Source organism: Tardiphaga sp. P4_G1, assembly GCF_056401215.1.
Genome location: NZ_JBFUJU010000016.1, coordinates 17,008 through 35,981 on the forward strand (window position 1 = coordinate 17,008; position 18,974 = coordinate 35,981).

The 18,974-nt window shown below is 61.9% G+C and carries 13 protein-coding genes; 5 read left to right on the forward strand and 8 right to left on the reverse strand.

Translation table 11 applies throughout. The features are described 5' to 3' along the window. The first annotated feature begins 7 nt into the window (after window positions 1–7). The 3 genes from AC1DUY_RS28920 (at window position 8) to AC1DUY_RS28930 (ending at window position 3,886) form a co-directional block, all read left to right on the forward strand. Complete coding sequence (locus AC1DUY_RS28920; protein WP_120292142.1) at window positions 8–676, forward strand: TRAP transporter small permease subunit; 669 nt, start codon at window positions 8–10, stop codon at window positions 674–676. Further along, complete coding sequence (locus AC1DUY_RS28925) at window positions 673–2,529, forward strand: TRAP transporter large permease (RefSeq protein ID WP_478118791.1); 1,857 nt, start codon at window positions 673–675, stop codon at window positions 2,527–2,529. Before AC1DUY_RS28920 ends, AC1DUY_RS28925 begins: the two co-directional genes overlap by 4 nt. A 130-nt stretch (window positions 2,530–2,659) precedes the next feature. Next, complete coding sequence (locus AC1DUY_RS28930; RefSeq protein WP_478118793.1) at window positions 2,660–3,886, forward strand: multidrug effflux MFS transporter; 1,227 nt, start codon at window positions 2,660–2,662, stop codon at window positions 3,884–3,886. Here the strand turns inward: AC1DUY_RS28930 and AC1DUY_RS28935 are convergent. Genes AC1DUY_RS28935 through AC1DUY_RS28945 form a run of 3 tightly spaced genes read right to left on the reverse strand, consistent with a single transcriptional unit; the run spans window position 3,883 to window position 9,509 of the window. Next, window positions 3,883–5,145, reverse strand: coding sequence for an adenylate/guanylate cyclase domain-containing protein (locus tag AC1DUY_RS28935; protein WP_093761424.1), 1,263 nt, complete (start codon window positions 5,143–5,145; stop codon window positions 3,883–3,885). The genes AC1DUY_RS28930 and AC1DUY_RS28935 overlap by 4 nt on opposite strands. 51 nt (window positions 5,146–5,196) lie before the next feature. After that, window positions 5,197–8,364, reverse strand: coding sequence for an efflux RND transporter permease subunit (locus AC1DUY_RS28940; protein WP_309945368.1), 3,168 nt, complete (start codon window positions 8,362–8,364; stop codon window positions 5,197–5,199). Continuing rightward, window positions 8,361–9,509, reverse strand: a complete 1,149-nt coding sequence (locus AC1DUY_RS28945) for an efflux RND transporter periplasmic adaptor subunit (protein ID WP_420882336.1) — start codon at window positions 9,507–9,509, stop codon at window positions 8,361–8,363. Before AC1DUY_RS28945 ends, AC1DUY_RS28940 begins: the two co-directional genes overlap by 4 nt. Before the next feature lie 388 nt (window positions 9,510–9,897). Between AC1DUY_RS28945 and AC1DUY_RS28950 the strand changes: the two genes are divergently transcribed. Further along, window positions 9,898–11,199: a hemolysin family protein gene (locus tag AC1DUY_RS28950; protein WP_439058706.1), complete on the forward strand. Its 1,302-nt coding sequence runs from the start codon at window positions 9,898–9,900 to the stop codon at window positions 11,197–11,199. A gap of 30 nt (window positions 11,200–11,229) precedes the next feature. On the opposite strand, the gene AC1DUY_RS28955 is transcribed toward AC1DUY_RS28950, so the two are convergent. Further along, window positions 11,230–12,690, reverse strand: a complete 1,461-nt coding sequence (locus tag AC1DUY_RS28955; protein WP_439058707.1) for an MmgE/PrpD family protein — start codon at window positions 12,688–12,690, stop codon at window positions 11,230–11,232. Between the two features lie 142 nt (window positions 12,691–12,832). Beyond that, complete coding sequence (locus tag AC1DUY_RS28960; RefSeq protein WP_441229926.1) at window positions 12,833–14,311, reverse strand: MmgE/PrpD family protein; 1,479 nt, start codon at window positions 14,309–14,311, stop codon at window positions 12,833–12,835. Between the two features lie 422 nt (window positions 14,312–14,733). On the opposite strand from AC1DUY_RS28960, the gene AC1DUY_RS28965 reads away from it, so the two are divergent. Further along, window positions 14,734–15,702: an amidohydrolase family protein gene (locus AC1DUY_RS28965; RefSeq protein ID WP_478118797.1), complete on the forward strand. Its 969-nt coding sequence runs from the start codon at window positions 14,734–14,736 to the stop codon at window positions 15,700–15,702. Window positions 15,703–15,877: 175 nt separating this feature from the next. Here AC1DUY_RS28965 and arsC read toward each other — a convergent pair whose 3' ends face one another. The 3 genes from arsC to AC1DUY_RS28980 all read right to left on the reverse strand — a co-directional run bounded on the left by arsC (window position 15,878) and on the right by AC1DUY_RS28980 (window position 18,931). Beyond that, window positions 15,878–16,225: an arsenate reductase (glutaredoxin) gene (gene arsC / locus AC1DUY_RS28970; RefSeq protein WP_478118799.1), complete on the reverse strand. Its 348-nt coding sequence runs from the start codon at window positions 16,223–16,225 to the stop codon at window positions 15,878–15,880. An 11-nt stretch (window positions 16,226–16,236) separates the two neighbouring features. Then, a complete protein-coding gene (parC, locus tag AC1DUY_RS28975; RefSeq protein ID WP_120292122.1) occupies window positions 16,237–18,495 on the reverse strand; it encodes a DNA topoisomerase IV subunit A in 2,259 nt (752 codons plus the stop codon). Between the two features lie 181 nt (window positions 18,496–18,676). Then, the gene (locus AC1DUY_RS28980) at window positions 18,677–18,931 is read right to left on the reverse strand and encodes a copper-binding protein (protein WP_244528470.1); all 255 of its coding nucleotides are present in this window, start codon (window positions 18,929–18,931) and stop codon (window positions 18,677–18,679) included. Between the last annotated feature and the right edge of the window lie 43 nt (window positions 18,932–18,974).

Sequence of the window (18,974 nt, forward strand, 5' to 3'; positions counted from 1 at the left end):
CCATGAAATGACCGCCGAGCGTTTCCTGCAATCCATCGACGGTATCAGTACATTCGCCGGCAAGGCCGCGGCCTGGCTCATTTTGGGATTGATGGGCCTCGTCTGCGCCGAAGTGTTCAAGCGCTATATGCTGAACATGCCGACGGCATGGATCTTCGACGCGTCGAACATGCTCTATGGCACGCTATTCATGCTGTGCGGCGCCTATACGCTGGCGCAGAACGGTCACGTCCGTGGCGACTTTCTATACAGCTCGATGCGGCCGCGCACGCAAGCCTCGCTCGATCTCGTTCTCTACATCGTGTTCTTCCTGCCCGGCATCGCCGCGCTGGTCTATGCGGGCTGGGACTATGCGGGCGACAGCTGGCGCATCCGCGAGCATTCCAACGTCACGGCGGACGGACCGCCCGTCTATCATTTCAAGGCAATGATCCCGCTGGCCGGCGCGTTGCTGTTGTTGCAGGGCATGGCTGAAATCACCCGCGCCGCGATTTGCCTGAAGACAGGGGTGTGGCCGAGCCGGCTCAAGGACGTGTCCGAAATCGATGTCGTCGAGGAGCAGCTCGCGCATAGCGAACACGTCGATGATGACGTGCGTAGGAATGCCATCGCGCAGGCGCAAGAGATCGAGGAAAGCGCACGCCAGCGCGGCATGGGCGGGGAGACGCAAAAATGAGCGATCCTGCACTCGGCCTCCTGATGCTCGGCCTCATCGTTGTCGTGATCATGCTGGGCTTCCCCACGGCCTTCACGCTGATGGGTCTCGGCATGTTCTTCGGCTTCTTCGCCTATTACCGCGCGGGTGAGTCCTGGGCCGACAACCACATCTTCGACCTGATGGTCCAGCGCACCTATGGCGCCATGACCAACGACGTCCTGATCTCCATTCCGCTCTTCGTGCTGATGGGCTATGTGATGGAACGCGGCGCGCTGGTCGACAAGATGTTCTATTCGATCCAGCTCGCCTTCCGCCGCGTCCCGGCCTCGCTGGCGGTGGCGACGCTGATCGTCTGCACTTTCTGGGGCATTGCCTCAGGCCTCGTCGGCGCTGTCGTCGTACTGATGGGCGTGATCGCCTTCAATCCGATGCTGAAGGCCGGCTATGACGTCAAGCTGGCGTCCGGCGTGATCACGGCCGGCGGCACGCTGGGCATCCTGATCCCGCCATCGGTGATGATCATCGTCTATGCCGCCGTCGCCGGACAGTCTGTCGTGAAGCTCTATGCCGCTGCGATGTTTCCGGGCTTCTTTCTGGCCTTCCTCTATCTCGTCTACATCATCGGCTGGGCGCTCATTAACCCGAAGATCGCGCCGAAGCTGCCCGAGAGCGAAACGCGCGTGCCCGTCCGGCCGTGGATCGCCGATCTGCAGCAAGCCTATTCGCACAAGATGCTGCCGGCTTTGCTGACGGCAGCCGTGGCGCCGTCGCGCGCGATGGCCCTGACCATGGATGGCGCACGGATCACCTACACGACGATCCTCAAGAATCTCGGCTTTGCTTTGGTGCCGCTGGTCCTGGCGCTGACCACGCTATGGGCTGCGTGGTGGTATGTCGTCATCCATCCGCAGCCCGACGCCCCCGCGCCCGCCGCGATCACCGAGCGGGTTCAGTCCGGCGGCACGGTCGCACCAGAAGAAGAAAAACTGGAAGAGCTGGGCGCCGCCCAGTCCGGCTCGGCAAAAGAGAGTGAACCGGAAGTGTTGCAGCAGATGGGCAATGCCGACCTGCAGAACAGCCCCGCAAATGCGCCGGTCGATGCCGGGCCGCCGCCGGAATTCTACACCTACTTCGCCTTCACGGCAGCCATCATAGCCCTGATGCTGTTCTATTACTACTGGACCATGGGCGCCGCGCAGTTCGAGGTGCTGCGGCTGCTGACATCGTCCGTGATGCCGCTCGGCATCCTGACTGCCATCGTGCTGGCCGTGATCCTGCTCGGCATCACAACGGCAACGGAGTCCGCCGCAGTCGGTGCCGCCGGCGCGTTCCTGCTCGCCTTCCAGGCGCGGACGCTGGACTGGAAGCGCACCAAGGAGGCCGTGTTCCTGACCGCCAAGACCACCTCCATGGTGTGCTGGCTGTTCGTCGGATCGGCGCTGTTCTCCGCGGTGTTCGCCATTCTCGGCGGACAGGCGCTGCTGGAGAGCTGGGTATTGTCGCTGAACCTGACGCCGGTCCAGTTCATGATCCTGTCGCAGGCGATCATCTTCATCCTCGGCTGGCCGCTGGAATGGACGGAGATCATCGTGATCTTCGTGCCGATCTTCCTGCCGATGCTGAAGCATTTCGGCATCGACCCGATCTTGTGGGGCGTTCTCGTCTTCGTGAACCTGCAGGCCGCCTTCCTGTCGCCGCCGGTCGCGATGTCCGCCTTCTATCTGAAAGGCGTCGCGCCATCGCACGTGACGCTGAACCAGATCTTCTCCGGCATGATGCCCTATATGCTCATCGTCATCATCTGCATGGTGCTGATGTATATCTGGCCCGGCCTGACGCTGTGGCTGCCGAATTACCTCTACGGCAACTGATCCATCAGCCTCGACCACCGCCGGGAACGCGGCAGTGGCACTCACGTCCTCCCGGAATACCGCATGACTGCCCTGCTCTTTGCAGCTCGCTTTATATGATGTACATCATTTATAAAATGAGGATCATCATATGACCGACCGCACGGCAGACGCCATGGCAGACACCCCGCCGCAGGAAGCATCCTCCACCGCACTGCAGATCGCAGTCCTCGCGGGGCTGGCCTCGATGGGTACCCTGGCGACCAACATTCTCCTGCCATCGCTGCCACAGATGGCGGTATCGTTGCAGGTAACGACGCCCGCGGTCACGGCATCGATCACCGTGTTTTTGCTAGTCTTCGCGCTTGGCCAATTGCTGGTCGGACCGATCTCCGACCGTTACGGGCGCCGCATGCCGGTGCTGGCCGGTTTCGCTGTCTTCATCATCGGCAGCATCTGGTGTGGCGTCTCGACTGATCTTTCTTCGCTGCTGATCGGCCGCGCGATCCAGGCCGCCGGTGCCTGTTCGACCTCGGTTCTCTCGCGCGCGATCGCCCGCGACCTGTTCAGCGGCGCGGCGCTGGCACGCGCACTCACCTTGGTGATGATCGCGCAGGCAGCAGCCCCCGGCTTCTCCCCGCTGCTCGGTGGCGGTCTCGATTATTTTTTCGGATGGCGTTCAGAATTTGTTTTCGTCGGCGCCTTCGCTGTGTTGTCGGCTCTCAGCTATGTCCTGGTGCTCGGCGAAACCCACAACACGACGCGCATCCCGCTCAATCCGCTCGCCGTCAGCGCAACCTATCTCAAGCTCTCGGTGAACCGCCATTTCCTGATCCCAGCCGCCACAGTTGGCCTGATCATGGGAGGACTGTTCTCGATCTTCTCCGCAGCACCTCGCATTCTTATTGAGGGCTACGGCTTCACACCGATTGCGCTCGGGCTGTTCTTTGCGGGCACCGTGCTGGTCGTGTTCGGCTCGGGCATGCTGGCCGCCCGCCTCGCCCCGCGCTTCGGGCTGGATCGGGCCATTCGCTATGGATTGCTGATCGCGTTCATCGGCAGTATTGCGGTGCTCGCAACCGCCTACTTCCACGGCAACGTTGTCACCTTCATCGCCGCGACTTGCGTGTTCCTGCTGGGCATGGGCGTAGTCAATCCGCTCGGCACGGCGCAGGCGCTGTCGCCGTTCGGCACCCATGCCGGCGCCGCCTCGGCACTGCTCGGCTTCTGGCAGATGATGGGGGCCGCGATCGGCGTATCCCTGTCGGCCATGATCGTGCCGCAGGCCGCATTGGCGCTCGGCATCGTCCTCGGCGCGGCCTGCCTGATCGCCATCGTACTCTACGCGATGCGCCAGCAAACCACGGCAGTCAGCTAACGGGCCAGATAGCGCTCATAGCCGCCACGTACGACCTCGTCGCTGTCGATCTCGGGATCCAGCGTATAGAGGTCCTGCGCGCGGCCAATGCCGCGCAAGGCGTAGCGGCCCGTGGAGACCAGATATTTGCGGCCAGCTGCGTCGAGCCCGGCCTGGAACGCGGACGAGGTCAGCAGCGGCCGATCGACCGACGAGCACATGGAAGCGATGCGGCTCACCTCATTGACCGAGGGACCAACCACGGTGAAATCGAGCCGCTCGTCGCTGCCGATATTGCCGTAGAATACCTCACCCTCATGCAGACCGACATAGGCCGTCGTGACCGGCCGGTTCGCCGCTAGTCGTTTCGCATTCAGCTTGGCGATATTCTTGCGGAACTGATGTTCGGCGCGCAAGGCGTTGCGCTTCGCCTTCACCATGTCGTCGCCGGTGAACATCGCCAGAATGCCGTCGCCGATAAGTTTGAGCACGTCGCCGCCGACATCATGGATCGCAGCGATCGAGGCTTCGGCATAGTCATTCAAGAACGGGATGATCTCGTCCGGTCCAATCGCCTCGCTGATCCCCGTGGAGTTGCGCAAGTCGGAAAACCACAACACCGCATTGATACGCTCGGTGACGCCTCGCGCGATCTTGCCGCGCAGAACCTGTTCGGCGGCATCGCGGCCGAGATAGACGCGGCCAAGCGTGCGCGCGATCTCCATCTGGGCTCCCGACTTGATGGCGAGACCGAGCATCGGCACCAGTTCGCGCAGCGCCGACATCTGGCGCTCGTCGAACCCGTCTTCATGGCGCGTGGCCCAATAGGAATAGAGGCAATCCATCTGCCCCATCGAGCCAGCCTCGCCGAACTTGTGCAGGAACACGGCGCCATGGCGGTGACCGCCTTCCTGCAAGCTGCTGACCATCGAGAAGCGGTCGGCGATCCCGGGCGCGTGCAGATCGAGCCGCAATTCGTCGTGCCCCTCTTCCAGCATGTGGAAGAATACCGATCGTCGCCAGTTCGCGGCAGCCTCGCCGATCTCGGTCGAGCCGTATTCGAACACGTCGCTCTCGTTGCTGGCCGTGTCGTTCCAGCGGAAGCCACGGCCCTCGAAGATCGGATGCAGCGTGTCAATGAAGACTAGGCCACGGGATACATCGATGCCGCCGGCACGGCAGCGCTCGCAGAAGCCACGGATCAGGTCGTTTTCGGGAAGGCCGGTCAGACCCTCGCCGACCAGCCAGCTCATCAGTTCAATGCGTGCGGCAGTTTCCATGAGACACTTGTAGGATGGGTTGAGCCTTTGCGAAACCCATCCTGCGGCGCTTTAACCATGCGCGCCTTGCTTCTTGGCGTGAACCTCGACGGAGCCGGGGAACAGGCGCCGGATCAGGATGTAGAAGACCGGCGTGAAAACGAGGCCGAAGATCGTGACGCCGATCATGCCGAAGAACACCGCAACACCGACGGCCTGACGCATCTCCGAGCCGGAGCCCGACGAGATCACCAGCGGCAGCACGCCGAGAATGAAGGCGAAAGACGTCATCAGGATCGGGCGGATACGCAAACGGCAGGCCTCGATCACGGCTTCGAGCTGGTCGCGGCCTTCCTGCTCGATGTCGCGGGCAAACTCGACGATCAGGATCGCATTCTTTGCCGCCAAGCCGACCAGCACGACGAAACCGATCTGGGTGAGGATGTTGATGTCCTGCCCCATGATGCGTACGCCGATGGTGGCCGCGAGCAGGCACATCGGCACGATCAGGATGATCGTGAACGGCAATGTCCAGCTGCCATATTGCGCGGCCAGCACCAGGAACACGAACAGCACGCAGATCGGGAAAATATAGAGACCCGCATTCGCGCCGGTGGACTGCTGATAGGACAGATCGGTCCATTCGAAGGCAAAGCCGCTCGGCAGCGTGTCGTCCGCGAGCTTCTTCATGGTCGTGAGCGCCGTCGCCGAACTGGTGCCCGGCAGCGTGTCACCTTGCAACTCGGACGACGGATAGAGATTATAGCGCGCGACGCGGTCCGGACCTGCCGTGTCGCTGAAATTCACGACACTGCCCAGCATCACCATGTTGCCCGCGCTGTTGCGGGTCTGCAGCCGCGCCAGATCCGCCGTTTCCTTGCGGAACGGATAATCCGCCTGCGCGGTGACGTGATAGGTGCGGCCGAGAATGTTGAAGTCGTTGACATAGGTCGAGCCGAAATAGGTCTCGATCGCCTCGGTCACATTCTGCATGGGCACGCCGAGCATCTGCGCCTTCTGGCGATCGATATCGACGAACACCTGCGGCGTGTTGGCGGAGAAGGGCGAGAACACCGAAGTCAGGCCCGGCGCACGGCGCGCGGCATTGACGAGTTCATCGGTCGCCGCGGCCAGCAGCTGCGGCCCCCTGCCCTGACGATCCTCGATCCGCATGGCGAAACCACCGCCGGTGCCGATGCCCGGCACCGCGGGTGGCGGCAGCACGATGATGAAGGCGCCTTCGATCACCGAGAGGCGCTTGCGCAATTCAGCCGTGATGGCTCCCGCGCTCAGCCCCTTCTTGGCGCGCTCCTCGGGATTCTCGAACACGGGGAACATGGCGGCCGCATTGCCGGCCTGGGTGAAGGTTGCGCCGGACAGGCCAGCCAGCGCCGGCATGCGCGCGACACCGGGCGTATCCAGCACGATGCCTTCGATCTGCTTGACGATCGCCGTCGTGCGCGCCAGTGATGAGGCACCGGGCAATTGCGCGACCACGATGACATAGCCACGGTCCTGCGCCGGAATGAAGCCTTGCGGTGTGGCGTAGAGCAGCCAGCCGGCGGAGCCGATCAGGGCGACATACAAGATCAGCATCAGCGCCGAATGTCTGATGACAAAGCCTGCGAGGCCACCATAGGCATGCGACAGGCGGTCGAAACCGCGATTGAACACGCCGGTGAACGCCGCCCATCCTCGTGCCAGAAAATTCCAGCTCGCCGGCGGCTTCTTCTCGTGATGCGGCTGCAGGATCAGCGATGCTAGTGCCGGCGACAGCGTCAGCGAACAGAAGCATGAGATCGCCGTTGCGACCGCTATCGTGATGGCGAATTGCTGGAAGAACTGCCCGGAGATGCCGCCGAGGAATGCCGTGGGCACGAACACCGCACACAGCACCAGCGCGATCGAGATCAGCGCGCCGCCGACCTCGTCCATGGTCAGCAGCGCCGCGTCGCGCCGGCTCATGCCGTCGCCGAGATGGCGCTCGACATTCTCCACCACCACGATGGCGTCGTCGACGACAATGCCGACCGCGAGCACAAGCCCGAACAGAGTAAGGTTGTTGATCGAGAAGCCCAGCGCGGCCATCACGGCGAATGTGCCGACCAGCGACACCGGAATGGCGATGATGGGAATGATCGCCGGTCGCCAGCCTTGCAGGAACACCAGCACGACGATGACCACCAGCACCATGGCTTCATAGATGGTCTTGATCAGCTCGGAGACCGACTGGGCGATGAATTCGGTCGGGTTGTAGCCGATATTGTAGTCCAGCCCCTTCGGGAAATCGGCCTTGAGCTTCTTCATCTCCTCTTCGATGTTCTTCGCGGTCGCCAGCGCGTTGGAACCCGGACGCTGATAGACCAGCATGGCCACCGCTTCCTTGCGCAGCAGGAAGCCGTTGGTCGTCGACGACAGCGCGCCTATCTCGACGCGCGCGACATCGCGGAGACGCACCAGACGGCCATCGTCGCCCGCTTTCAGCACGATGTCCTCGAACTGCCGCGGCTCCTTCAGACGACCGGTGAAGGTCAGGTTAGGCTGAAACGCGCGATCTGCAATCGGCGGCTCGGCGACCTGGCCGCCCGCAATCTGCAAATTCTGCGCGCGGATGGCAGTCAGCACGTCGCCTGCGGTCATGCCCAGCGTGGCAATCTTGTCAGGATCCAGCCACAGCCGCATCGAATAATCGCGCGCGCCGAAGATGGTAATGTCGCCAATGCCATCGAGGCGCAGGAGCGGATCGCGGACCTGACGCAGCGCGTAATTCGAAATGTAGAGCTGGTCGTAAGTGTCGTTAGGCGACAGCATGAACACGACCATCATCAGGTCGGGACTGTTCTTGCGGGTGACGACGCCGTTGCGCTGGACCTCCTCCGGCAGCCGCGGCTGCGCGATGGCCACGCGGTTCTGCACCAGCACCTGGGCTTTATCCAGATCGGTGCCGAGCTTGAAAGTCACGGTGATGTTGAGCTGGCCGTTCGAGGTGGCCTGGCTGTAGATATACAGCATGTCCTCGACGCCGTTGATCTCCTGCTCGATCGGCGTCGCGACGGTATCCGACACGGTCTGTGCCGATGCGCCGGGATATTGCGTGGTCACGACCACGGTCGGCGGCGCCACCTGCGGATATTCCGCAACCGGCAAGGTCGTGTAAGCAAGCGCACCGACGATCAGCAGCACGATGGAGAGCACCATCGCCAGGATGGGCCGGTTGACGGAGAGGCTGCCCAGATTCATGGCTTTGTGCCAGCTGCTGGTGCGGGCGTCGCGGCCGCCATCTTCGGCGCCACCTTGGCGCCCACACGGGCGCGCTGAATCCCGTCGACGATTACCCGATCGTCGGGTTTGAGCCCTTCCCTGATCACCCGCAATCCGCCATCCAGCGGACCAAGTGTCACAGGCCGCGCCTCCACCGTGTCATCGGCTTTCACCACCATCACGATCTTGCGTGACTGGTCGTTGGCGACCGCAGCATCAGGAATCAACAGCGCTTCATATTCGCCGCTGGCGATGACCCGGACCCGGGCGAACTGCCCCGGCAGGATGGAGAGGTCCTTGTTGTCGACAATAGCACGACCGCGCAGCGTGCCGGTGCCGACATCGAGCCGGTTATCGAGGAAATCCATCTTGCCCTCATGCGACGGCTTGGTTTCGCCGACCAGCGTGATCTGCACGGGATTGGGCGTATCGCGCGAGCTCGGCCGCTTGCCCTCAAACCACAGCTTGCTGTTGCGGACGTAAGTGGCTTCATCGGTGTCGAAATAGACGTAGATGGGGCTCAGCGACACGATCGAGGTCAGCAGCGTCGCGCCACTCTCGCTGCCTTGCACCAGATTGCCGACTGTCACGAGATGGCGGCTGACACGGCCGGCGATCGGCGCGACTACCTTGGTATATTCGACATTGAGTTGCGCTTGCTTCAGCGCACCTTCGGCCTGCAGCGTCGCGGCCTGCGCGGCCGCTATTGCCTGGCTACGTTGATCGACGATGTTTTCGGAGATCGCCTGGGTCTTGATCAACGTGGTGGCGCGTTCGAGCTCCTTCTCTGCCAGCACGACCTTGGCCTTGGCATCGTCGAGCTGGCCCTGCGCCTGCTCCGCTGCAGCCTGATACTGGCGCGGGTCGATTTCGTACAGCAGATCGCCGGCCTTGACGACGGCGCCGTCCGTGAAAGCAACCTTGGTAACGAAGCCGGTTACGCGGGCGCGGATCTGCACCTGTTCGATCGCATCGAAGCGGCCGGTGAATTCATCCCAATCGGTCGTGACCTTCTTGGTGGGATTGGCGACCGTGACCGGTGGCGGCGGAGGTGCAGCGGCCTCCTCCTTCTTGCCGCAGCCGGCGAGCAGGAGAAGAGCCACAACAGGCGCTGCGACCGACAAACACGACGCAAAGGCATTTCCAACGTCATATAATCGCGACAAACTGATTGAATGTTTCAAAACCAGACCCCCGCCACGACACGCGATATGGCGGTCATCATGCGCTATATCAATTCGACATCAAGCGAAATAATTGATGCCCGAATGGGCTGCTATCCTGCGGCCATTGTCTTGCCACATCCACGCGACGCCTCGCGTCATACCGACGTTATAATAACGTCCTGCTGCGGGACGTGCGCCTGCGCAAGGCGTCGGTTCGGGGGGAGCGACCTATGGGCGCACCGAGGAATTCAACCCGCCCGGCGGAGTGTCGCAACGCCACTTGCCACCATGGCGCGAGATAAGCGGATCGACTATAATACCTGCCCATCATCCAAAAGGATTGAGCGTGTTATCTCTCGAACTCGGGATCGTTGCGATCCTGATCGTCGTCAACGGTCTGCTGGCAATGTCGGAGCTGGCGATCGTATCCTCCCGTCCTGCCCGCCTCGCCGCTTTGGTTGAAAAAGGCGTGACAGGTTCACGCCGCGCACTGACGCTGGCCTCCGATCCCGGCAAGTTCCTCTCCACCGTACAAATCGGCATTACACTGATCGGTGTTTTGTCGGGCGCCTTCTCCGGTGCGACGCTGGGCCAGCGTCTCACCGTACTGTTGCTTGACCTTGGCGTATCAAAAGGTCTCGCCGATACGCTCGGCGTCGGCATCGTCGTATCGATCATTACTTACGCTTCGCTCATCATCGGCGAACTCGTGCCGAAGCAGATCGCACTGCGCGATCCCGAAGCCGTGGCCGTGCGCGTTGCGCCGGCCATGGTGTTGCTCGCAAAAATCTCACTGCCGCTGGTGTGGCTGCTTGACCGCTCCGGCAAGGCGATCCTGTTTCTACTTGGGCAGCGCGGTGAAGCCGAAGAGAAGGTCAGCGAAGACGAAATCCGCACGCTCGTGACTGAAGCGGAAACCGCCGGCGTGCTTGAGCCCGGCGAGAAGGAAATGATCGCAGGCGTGATGCGCCTCGGCGACCTACCCGTCGGTGCCGTCATGACGCCGCGCCATGAAGTGGCGATGATCGATCTTGCCGACCCCATCGAGACCATCCAGGCCGAACTCGCCGGCAGCTCGCATTCGCGCTTTGCGGTGTTCGATGGCGACGGCGATTCCGCCATCGGCATCGTGCAGGCCAAGGATCTGCTCGATGTGTATTTGAGCGGCAAGACGCCGGACATCCGCGCGCTGGTGCGCGAGGCTCCGGTCATTCCCGACACGGTCGATGCGCGCGACGTGGTGGCGATCCTGCGTGACTCGCCATTCCATATCGGCCTCGTGCATGATGAATACGGCGTGTTCCAGGGGGTGGTGACATCAGCGGATATTCTGGAGTCGATCGTCGGCGCCTTTCACACCGAGGAAGGCCCGGCCGAGGTCGCCTTCCACAAACGCGAGGACGGCTCCTACCTCATCTCCGGCTGGATGCCCGCGGTGGAGTTCGCCGCCCTGCTCGGCATCGACTTGCCCGCGCAGTCGCGCCCCTATCAGACCTTCGCCGGCTTCCTGCTGCAGGAATTCGGCAAGATTCCCGAGGTCGGCGACGAGATCATCTCGCATGCCTGGCGGTTCGAGGTCATGGACCTCGACGGCCGTCGCATCGACAAGGTGCTGGCGAGCCGCGTCAAGGAAGAAGCGCTAGGGTAAATTCATCCCAGCGCTCCATGTATCGGGACATCAGGCCGTGAAGAGCGGCCGCAGCGAGCGGATATCCTTGACCTTCTCCAGATTGTTGATCTGATCGATCAGCTTCTTCGCCTTTTTGGCCCCGAGAACCGGCGCGATCAAGTCACGGGCCTTTGCACTGACGGCTTCGGTGCTCAGCGGATTTTCCTTGGTGCCGGGCGGGAACTTGGTGAAGTGCTCCACCTTCTTGCCATCCATCATCTCCACCTCGACGATAGCGCCGCGCGGCGCGGCCGGATCCATCAGGGCCTTATCACCGACCACGGTTACCTTGGCGCGCTGCTCAAGGATCTTGGAATCCTTCATCAGCGCCTGGTCATGGCTGTCGACGAACGACACGGCACCCTTGACGAGCGCGACCGCCACCAGATGCGGGCAGTTGACGTCGGGCATCGCGCTGGTGCCGACGATCCCCGTCGCATCGGTCGGAATCTTGACAAGGATGCTCTTCACATTGCCCGGTGTCAGGCCATTCTGCTTGCGCAGGGTCAGGATCGCGTCGAGAGGCGACTGGATGGGATAGCCGACCGAGAATGTCTTGATCGCCGTTTCAGTGACGTAGAAGCGGCTGCCAAGACCGGCGAGCATCTCTTCCGGCTTCGGATCCGTGGACAGCGCAATGAACAAGTTATGCGTGCCATCGAGGACGTCATGAACGCCGGTCAAACCGGCCTGAACCATGGTCACGGCGGTCAGGCCGTTGCGGGCGCCCATGCCCGCGAAGTCGAAAGCCTTCTCGACGTGATCCTCGTCCTTCACCCAGCTCCACAGACCAGCCACCTGCTGCGAGGAATAGGAGATCGCATAACGCATACCCTTCTCGTCTAGCCGAGCCAGCGATGCGGCTGCACCGAGCGAGCCGAAGGTGGAACTCGTCCCTTCCGCGCTACGATGGCTGCCGCGCACGAGGTCAGGTCCGAGCGCCATCAACAGACGGCAAGTGAGATCATAGCCGAGCGTCACCGCGCGTATGAACTCGATGCCCGAACGGCCGCCTTCCTTCTCCGCCATGGCCAGCGCGGACGGCACGACAGCGCTTCCCGGATGCGCCTTGGTGACCGGCTCGAAATCATCGGTCTCGTCCGCATGCGCGCGCATGGCATTGGCCAGCGCGGCGTTGACGGCGGTAGTGCGGAAACTGGATCCGATCACCGACGCCTGCTGTTCGCCGCCGAGCCCCCGAACATATTTCAGGACCATCTCGCCCGGATGCATCCGCGCACCGGAGACCATCGCGCCGAACGTATCGAGGATGCGGTGTTTGCATTCCGTCATCACCACATCAGGAAGCGCCTTGTCGCGCGCCGAGACCATGTAGCGCGCAAGACGCCCGGTGACATCCGCATCCGCTGCTGCAGCCTTGCGAATGATGGACGGCGAAAGCGTTAATGCGGCGAGAGCACTGGCAGACTGGAGAACGCGACGGCGTGAAGGCGTACGACGCTGGGACATGTCATCCTTTAAGGAGTGTTGGCCGCAAGGCTCCCTGGAGGGATGCGGCGAGGTTTCTGCTCACAATACTGACGGCGTGACGATTGACGTACGTTCAGGCCACCTCGCGAAGGCCTCAATGCTTCATCGCGGGCAACGGCTGTCAGGCAGTGGATCGCGCGCCTGCCCTTGCAATATCTCCGGCGCTCGCCAAGCCCTCCACCTTCCAGCACAGCTCCATGACCTTTGCCGCCTGCTTGTGCGGCAGGATTCCTTCAGCGAGATCCTTGAACTTGCGTTCGAGATCGGCATCGCTCATAGGCTTCTCGAGGCTGCCGATGGCGTGCTCGATCCGCTTCTTGAGCACGCGCCCGTCATTCAACTCGACGGACATCTCGACCTGTTCCGGCTTGATCGATTGATCGACAGTCGGAACGACTTTGCCGCGCAATTCGATCGTCTTCGCGTCGCGCACCGCCCCATCGCTGAACTGCTTCTCGCCGCCGGCGCCTTCGATAAAGGCGATGGCAACCGCATGGTAGACGCTGAATTTTCCTTCGAGCCCCTCCCTGGGGGTCTTCTTCCCGGTAAGCTCGAGCACCAGCGGATGAACCTTCACGTCAACCTGCTTGATCACATCCGGCGTCAGCTTGTTCTCATTCCTGAGTTGGATCGCCGCGTCGATCAGCGGATGCAGGACGATGCCGCAGGCAAACGGCTTGTAGGTGTTGAGCGCTGACTCGTAACGCTTGCCGAGCCCCTCGGTGATCTCGGCATAGTCCTGCTTGGTGCTGATGGCATTGGCCCAGCCGCGCTTGGCCTCGATCATGCCATCGGAGCTGGTGTAATTCTTTGACGCAAGGATAGCGGCAAAGATGCCGTTGCTGGCAGCACGGCCAGGATTGAAGCTCTTGTTCATCGAACCGAAGGACTCGCGCAGGCCGACAGGCTGCGAGGCCGCGAGCCCCAGCGCCCAGATCATCTGCTGTTCGTTGAGACCGAGCAGCTTGCCAGCGGCGGCGGCCGAGCCAAATACCCCGGCGGTGCCGGTGATGTGCCAGCCGACGTCATAGTGGTTCGGATAAACGGCATTGCCGATCCGGCATTCGGTCTCGATACCGAGCACCAGCGCATTGAGGAAATCCTTGCCGGACACCGGCTTCATTTCCGCAATCGCCAGAATCGCAGATGCGACTGGACCTGCCGGATGAATGATCGTCTTCAGATGGGTGTCGTCATAATCGAAGATGTGACTCGAGACACCATTGATGAAAGCGGCGTTCATGATGTCGAAGCGTTCGTTGCGCCCGAACAGCGAGGCCTTCGCCGGACCGGAGAATGGCGCCAGCGCCGACGCCGCGATGTCCACCGTCTGATGATGCGAACCGCCAATGGCGACACCGACCCAGTTCAACAGCGTCCGCACGCCTTCCTTACGGACACTTGCCGGAAGGTCATCGTATTTGGCGTTGACAATGTAGTGCGCGAGAATCTGCGTCACATGCGGCGGAGCAACCGATGCGACTTTCTTCGGCGCCTCACTGGCAGCTGGCTCCGCAGCCAACGCACCACGCCCCGCTGCAGCCAGCGCTGGGAGCGCAGCAGCTGCCTGCAAGACGGTCCTGCGATTGGTGTACGCCATGGGATTTCCTCCGAACTATCATTCTTCGCGCGATCGACGCGCCGCTTCGTCGGGCTGCGGCGATACGCCTATTACAATTCGATAGCAAGCTGTTCGAATTCAGGCGACCTTACGGATTTGCAATATATGCACGAGATAGCGCTATTATCCCGAATTTCTCATTTGTTTCATAAATTCACCCCCTCTAGTTTTGATGCGGTCTGTTTCCGTTGCACGTCATGCGCGCCCTGGATTCCAACAAATAACTTTAAGGGTGAAACGCTGCAGAGATTCATCATCCGGCCATGAGCGCTGCTCGCATTCCCGCAGAGACATATCGTTTCGACAGCCAACAAATTTGCAGGTGCCGCTCTACGGCGACACATGCACCGATGATTCACGTCTGGTGCATGCCGCAGCGCATGCAGACGTAAGGAGATTAAATGCACCGACGTGACGTTCTGGCCGCGATGGCATCACTTGGCCTCACAAATGTGATTGGAAGCCGAATAGCGCAGGCTGCCGACGAACCCGCAATCCCCGCCATTGCCGGCCCCGATCTCAATACAATTCCTCCAAAATTCCGCGCGCCCGCCGGAAGCGTCGATACGCATACACACATCTTTGGCCCTGCCGCGGTGTATCCGTTCTCGCCCAAGCGCCCCTACTCACCGCCTGACGCTCCGCTTGAGATGTTTCGCAAGCTGCATGAAGCGATCGGCGTCGAACGCGCCGTCATCGTCAATGCGACCGTCCATGGGTTTGACAACCGCGTGGTGATCGACGCGATCGCGCAGAGCGGCGGCAGGTACAGGGGCGTCGCCAATGTGAACAACAGCATGTCGGAAGCCGATCTCATGGCGCTCGACAAAGGCGGCATCCGCGCCTGCCGCTTCGCCTTCCTCAAACGACTTGGCGGCGTCGGCGACATGAAGGTCTTCCGTACGCTGGTCGACCGCGTCGCCGCCATCGGCTGGCATGTGGACATTTATCTCGAAGCCGGCACAGTCCGTGAGTTCGTGCCGATCCTGAAAGCGCTCCCGGTGACCTACGTGATCGATCACATGGGGACGATCAGTGCCGCCAAGGGCCTCGACGATCCCGAATTCAAGGCACTGCTCGATCTGCAGGTCAGCGACGATAAGTGCTGGATGAAAATTACAGGTCTCGAACGCGCCTCGGCTGGCGCAGCTCCGTTCCATGACTCCGTGCCGTTCGCGAAGCAGTTGATCGACAATGCGCCGGACCGCGTGTTGTGGGGCACCGACTGGCCGCATCCGAATGTCAAGATCATGCCCAATGACGGCACGCTCGTGGATCTGATCCCGCTTTACGCGCCGGATCCTGCGGTTCAACACAAACTGCTGGTGACCAACCCAGAGAAGCTGTTCAAGTTCGCGCCGGTGACGTAGTTGCTGCGGCCCATCTGGCGCCGAGATCTGCAGCCCTCATGGTGAGGAGCGCGCCTTTTGCACTCGTCTCGAACCATGGGCTCGTTGACACCAACGTTGCCGCCATCCTTCGAGACGCCGCACAAGAGCGCGGCTCCTCAGGATGAGGCCGTCGTTTGATCGGCGAGTTGGACCCCTAGAGCAGCTCCAGCACCACATCTGCCAGCCGGCACAATCGCGTGCCCTTCGGCGTCTCGACGATGGGTCGGTTCATCAGGATCGGATGCGCGATGATCGCGTCGATCAGTGCGTCATCGCCGAGCGTGGGATCAGCAAGCCCAAGCTCGCCATAGACACTTTCCTTCTCACGTAACAGCGCCCGAACGCCTCCGCCCATGGCGCCGATGAGCGCAACCAGCCGGGCGGGATCCGGCGGCATCTTGAGATAGTCGATCACCACCGGCTCGATCCCGCTCTGCCGGATCATCGCGAGCGTATTGCGCGATGTCCCGCAGGCGGGATTGTGGAAGATGGTGACCGTCATGGTACGCGAGGTTACTCGATCACCCGGCCGAACTTGTTCGACTTCGGCAGACCGGTCGCGAGACGGCCGGCGTCCGCACGGTTGCCGCGCCAGTCGGCCAGTTCTTTCCAGGTCAGACGATGCTCGCGGTCTGACGAGTCCTTCCAGGTCAGGCCTTCCTTGGCCACGAAAGTGGCGACATCCGACAGACCTGCGCTGGTGTACTTCTGCAAACGCACGCCGCGGCCACGCGCCATTTCCGGCACCTGGTCGAGCGGGAAGATCACCATCTTGTGGTTGGTGCCTATGACAGCGACCTGATCGCTGCCTTCGCCGACCACCGTCAGCGCCCGCGCCTCGTTCGGCATCTCGACATTCAGCACCTGCTTGCCCTTGCGGGTGGTGCCGACGCAGTCGTCCTCATTGACGAGGAAGCCCTGACCGTCATGGCTGGCAATCAGGAACTTGCGGCCGCCCTTGTGCACGAACATCGAAACGATGGCGGCATCGCCCTCCATGTCGATGAACAGGCGGATCGGCTCGCCATGGCCACGACCGCCCGGCAGCTTCGACACGTCGAGCGAATAGAACCGTCCATTGGTGGCCAGCAGCATCAGCTTCGAGGTGGTCTCGGCAAAGAACGCCTTGTCGAGCTTGTCGTCGGTCTTGAACGTCAGGTTGGAGAGATCTGCGACCTGGCCCTTCAGCGTGCGGACCCAGCCCTTCTCGGAAATCACCACCGTGACGGGCTCGCGCTCGACCAGCGACTCTTCGAGAGCAGCGAGATCGTGCTCCGGCGCGTCGGCAAACACCGTGCGGCGCTTGCCGAGCGGCGTCTTCGGCCCGAAGATGTCGCGCACCTTGCGGACCTGCTCGCCGACCTTGGCCCACTGCTCGGTTTCGGACTTCAGGATCGCGTTGATGCCCTTGAGCTCCGCGCGGAGCTCCTTGTCTTCTTTCCTGATCTCGAACTCTTCGAGCTTGCGCAAGCTGCGCAGCCGCATGTTCAGGATCGACTCGGCCTGCAATTCGGTGAGGCTGAACGCCTTCATCAAAGCCGGCTTCGGCTCATCCTCGGTGCGGATGATCCGGATGACTTCATCGATATTGAGATAGGCGATCAGGTAACCGCCGAGCACTTCCAGCCGATGTTCGATCTGGTTCTTGCGGAAGTTGGAGCGGCGCAGCAGCACGTCGCGCAGATGGTCGAGCCATTCGCGCAGGCACTCGGCGAGGCCGAGCACCTTGGGGATGCGGCCCTTGACCAACACGTTGAGGTTCAGCGGAATCTTGCTTTCGAGCTCGGTGAGCTTGAACAGCGACTCCATCACCAGACCAGCATCGACATTGCGCGTCTTCGGCTCGATGACGACGCGGATGTCTTCGGCGGACTCGTCGCGGATGTCACCAATCAGCGGCAGCTTCTTGTCGTTCAAGAGCTCGGCGATCTTCTCGATCAGACGCGACTTCTGCACCAGCCATGGAATTTCGGTGACCACGACATTCCAGGCGCCACGGGCGCCCTCTTCCACATGCCACTTGGCGCGGGTACGGAACGAACCGCGCCCGGTCATATAGGCCTCGGCAATGCTTTCCTTGGAATCGACGATGATGCCGCCGGTCGGGAAATCCGGTCCCTTCACCCAGCGCATCAGCGATTTCGATTTGGCGTCGGGCTTGTCGATCAGATGCAGCGCGGCGTCGCAGAGCTCGGCGACGTTGTGCGGCGGGATCGAGGTGGCCATGCCGACCGCGATGCCCTGCGCGCCATTGGCCAACAGGTTCGGGAAACCGCCCGGCAGCACGGCCGGCTCCTTGGTCTGGCCGTCGTAATTCGGGCGCAGCTCGACCGCGTCTTCGTCGATGCCTTCGAGCAGCAGCCGCGCAACATCGGTCATGCGGGCTTCGGTATAACGATAGGCTGCCGCGCTATCGCCGTCGATATTGCCGAAATTGCCCTGGCCGTCGACCAGCGGGTAGCGCGACGAGAAATCCTGCGCGAGGCGCACCAGCGCGTCATAGATCGACTGGTCGCCATGCGGATGGAACGAGCCCATCACGTCGCCGACGATCTTGGCGGATTTCTTGAACGGTGTACCCGGATCGAGCCGCAGCAGGCGCATGCCATAGAGGATGCGGCGGTGAACCGGCTTCAAGCCGTCCCGCGCATCCGGCAGCGCCCGATGCATGATCGTTGACAGCGCATAAGCGAGATAGCGCTCCTCGAGCGCGTCCCGCAGCTGCACTTCGTGAATTTCAGCCGGCTCCGGCGGAATCAGTCTTTTTCCCATGGCGAGGGGTTAGCGCCTCCCGGCGAATCGGGCAAGAAATGAATCACGCGCCACCGATCAAGTTCCATCGATATCGGGGCGCCCTCGCCCCGGGGAGAGGCCGCCCACGTCATTTCGTCAGCCATGAGGCGATGGGATAGATGGCGGTTCCAGGCTCAGCCTGGACGCCATCTTCCCGCGGCTATTTGGATTTCTGGATGGAGGTCACGACGATCTGACCATCGACGCGACCGGCATCGAACTTCACCTTGTCGCCCACCTTGACCGATTTCAGCATCGCCGGGTCTTTCACGCGAAAGACCATGGTCATGCCCTCGTCCATATCGAGGCTCTTGATCGGACCGTGCTTCAGAGTGATCTTGCCTGCCGCTTCATCGATCTTCTTTACTTCTCCGCGCACCGCAGCGTCCTGCGCGTAACCCGCGACGCAGAACATTGAGAGCGCAACAAACGCGACAAGCGCGACAGATCCATTGGTC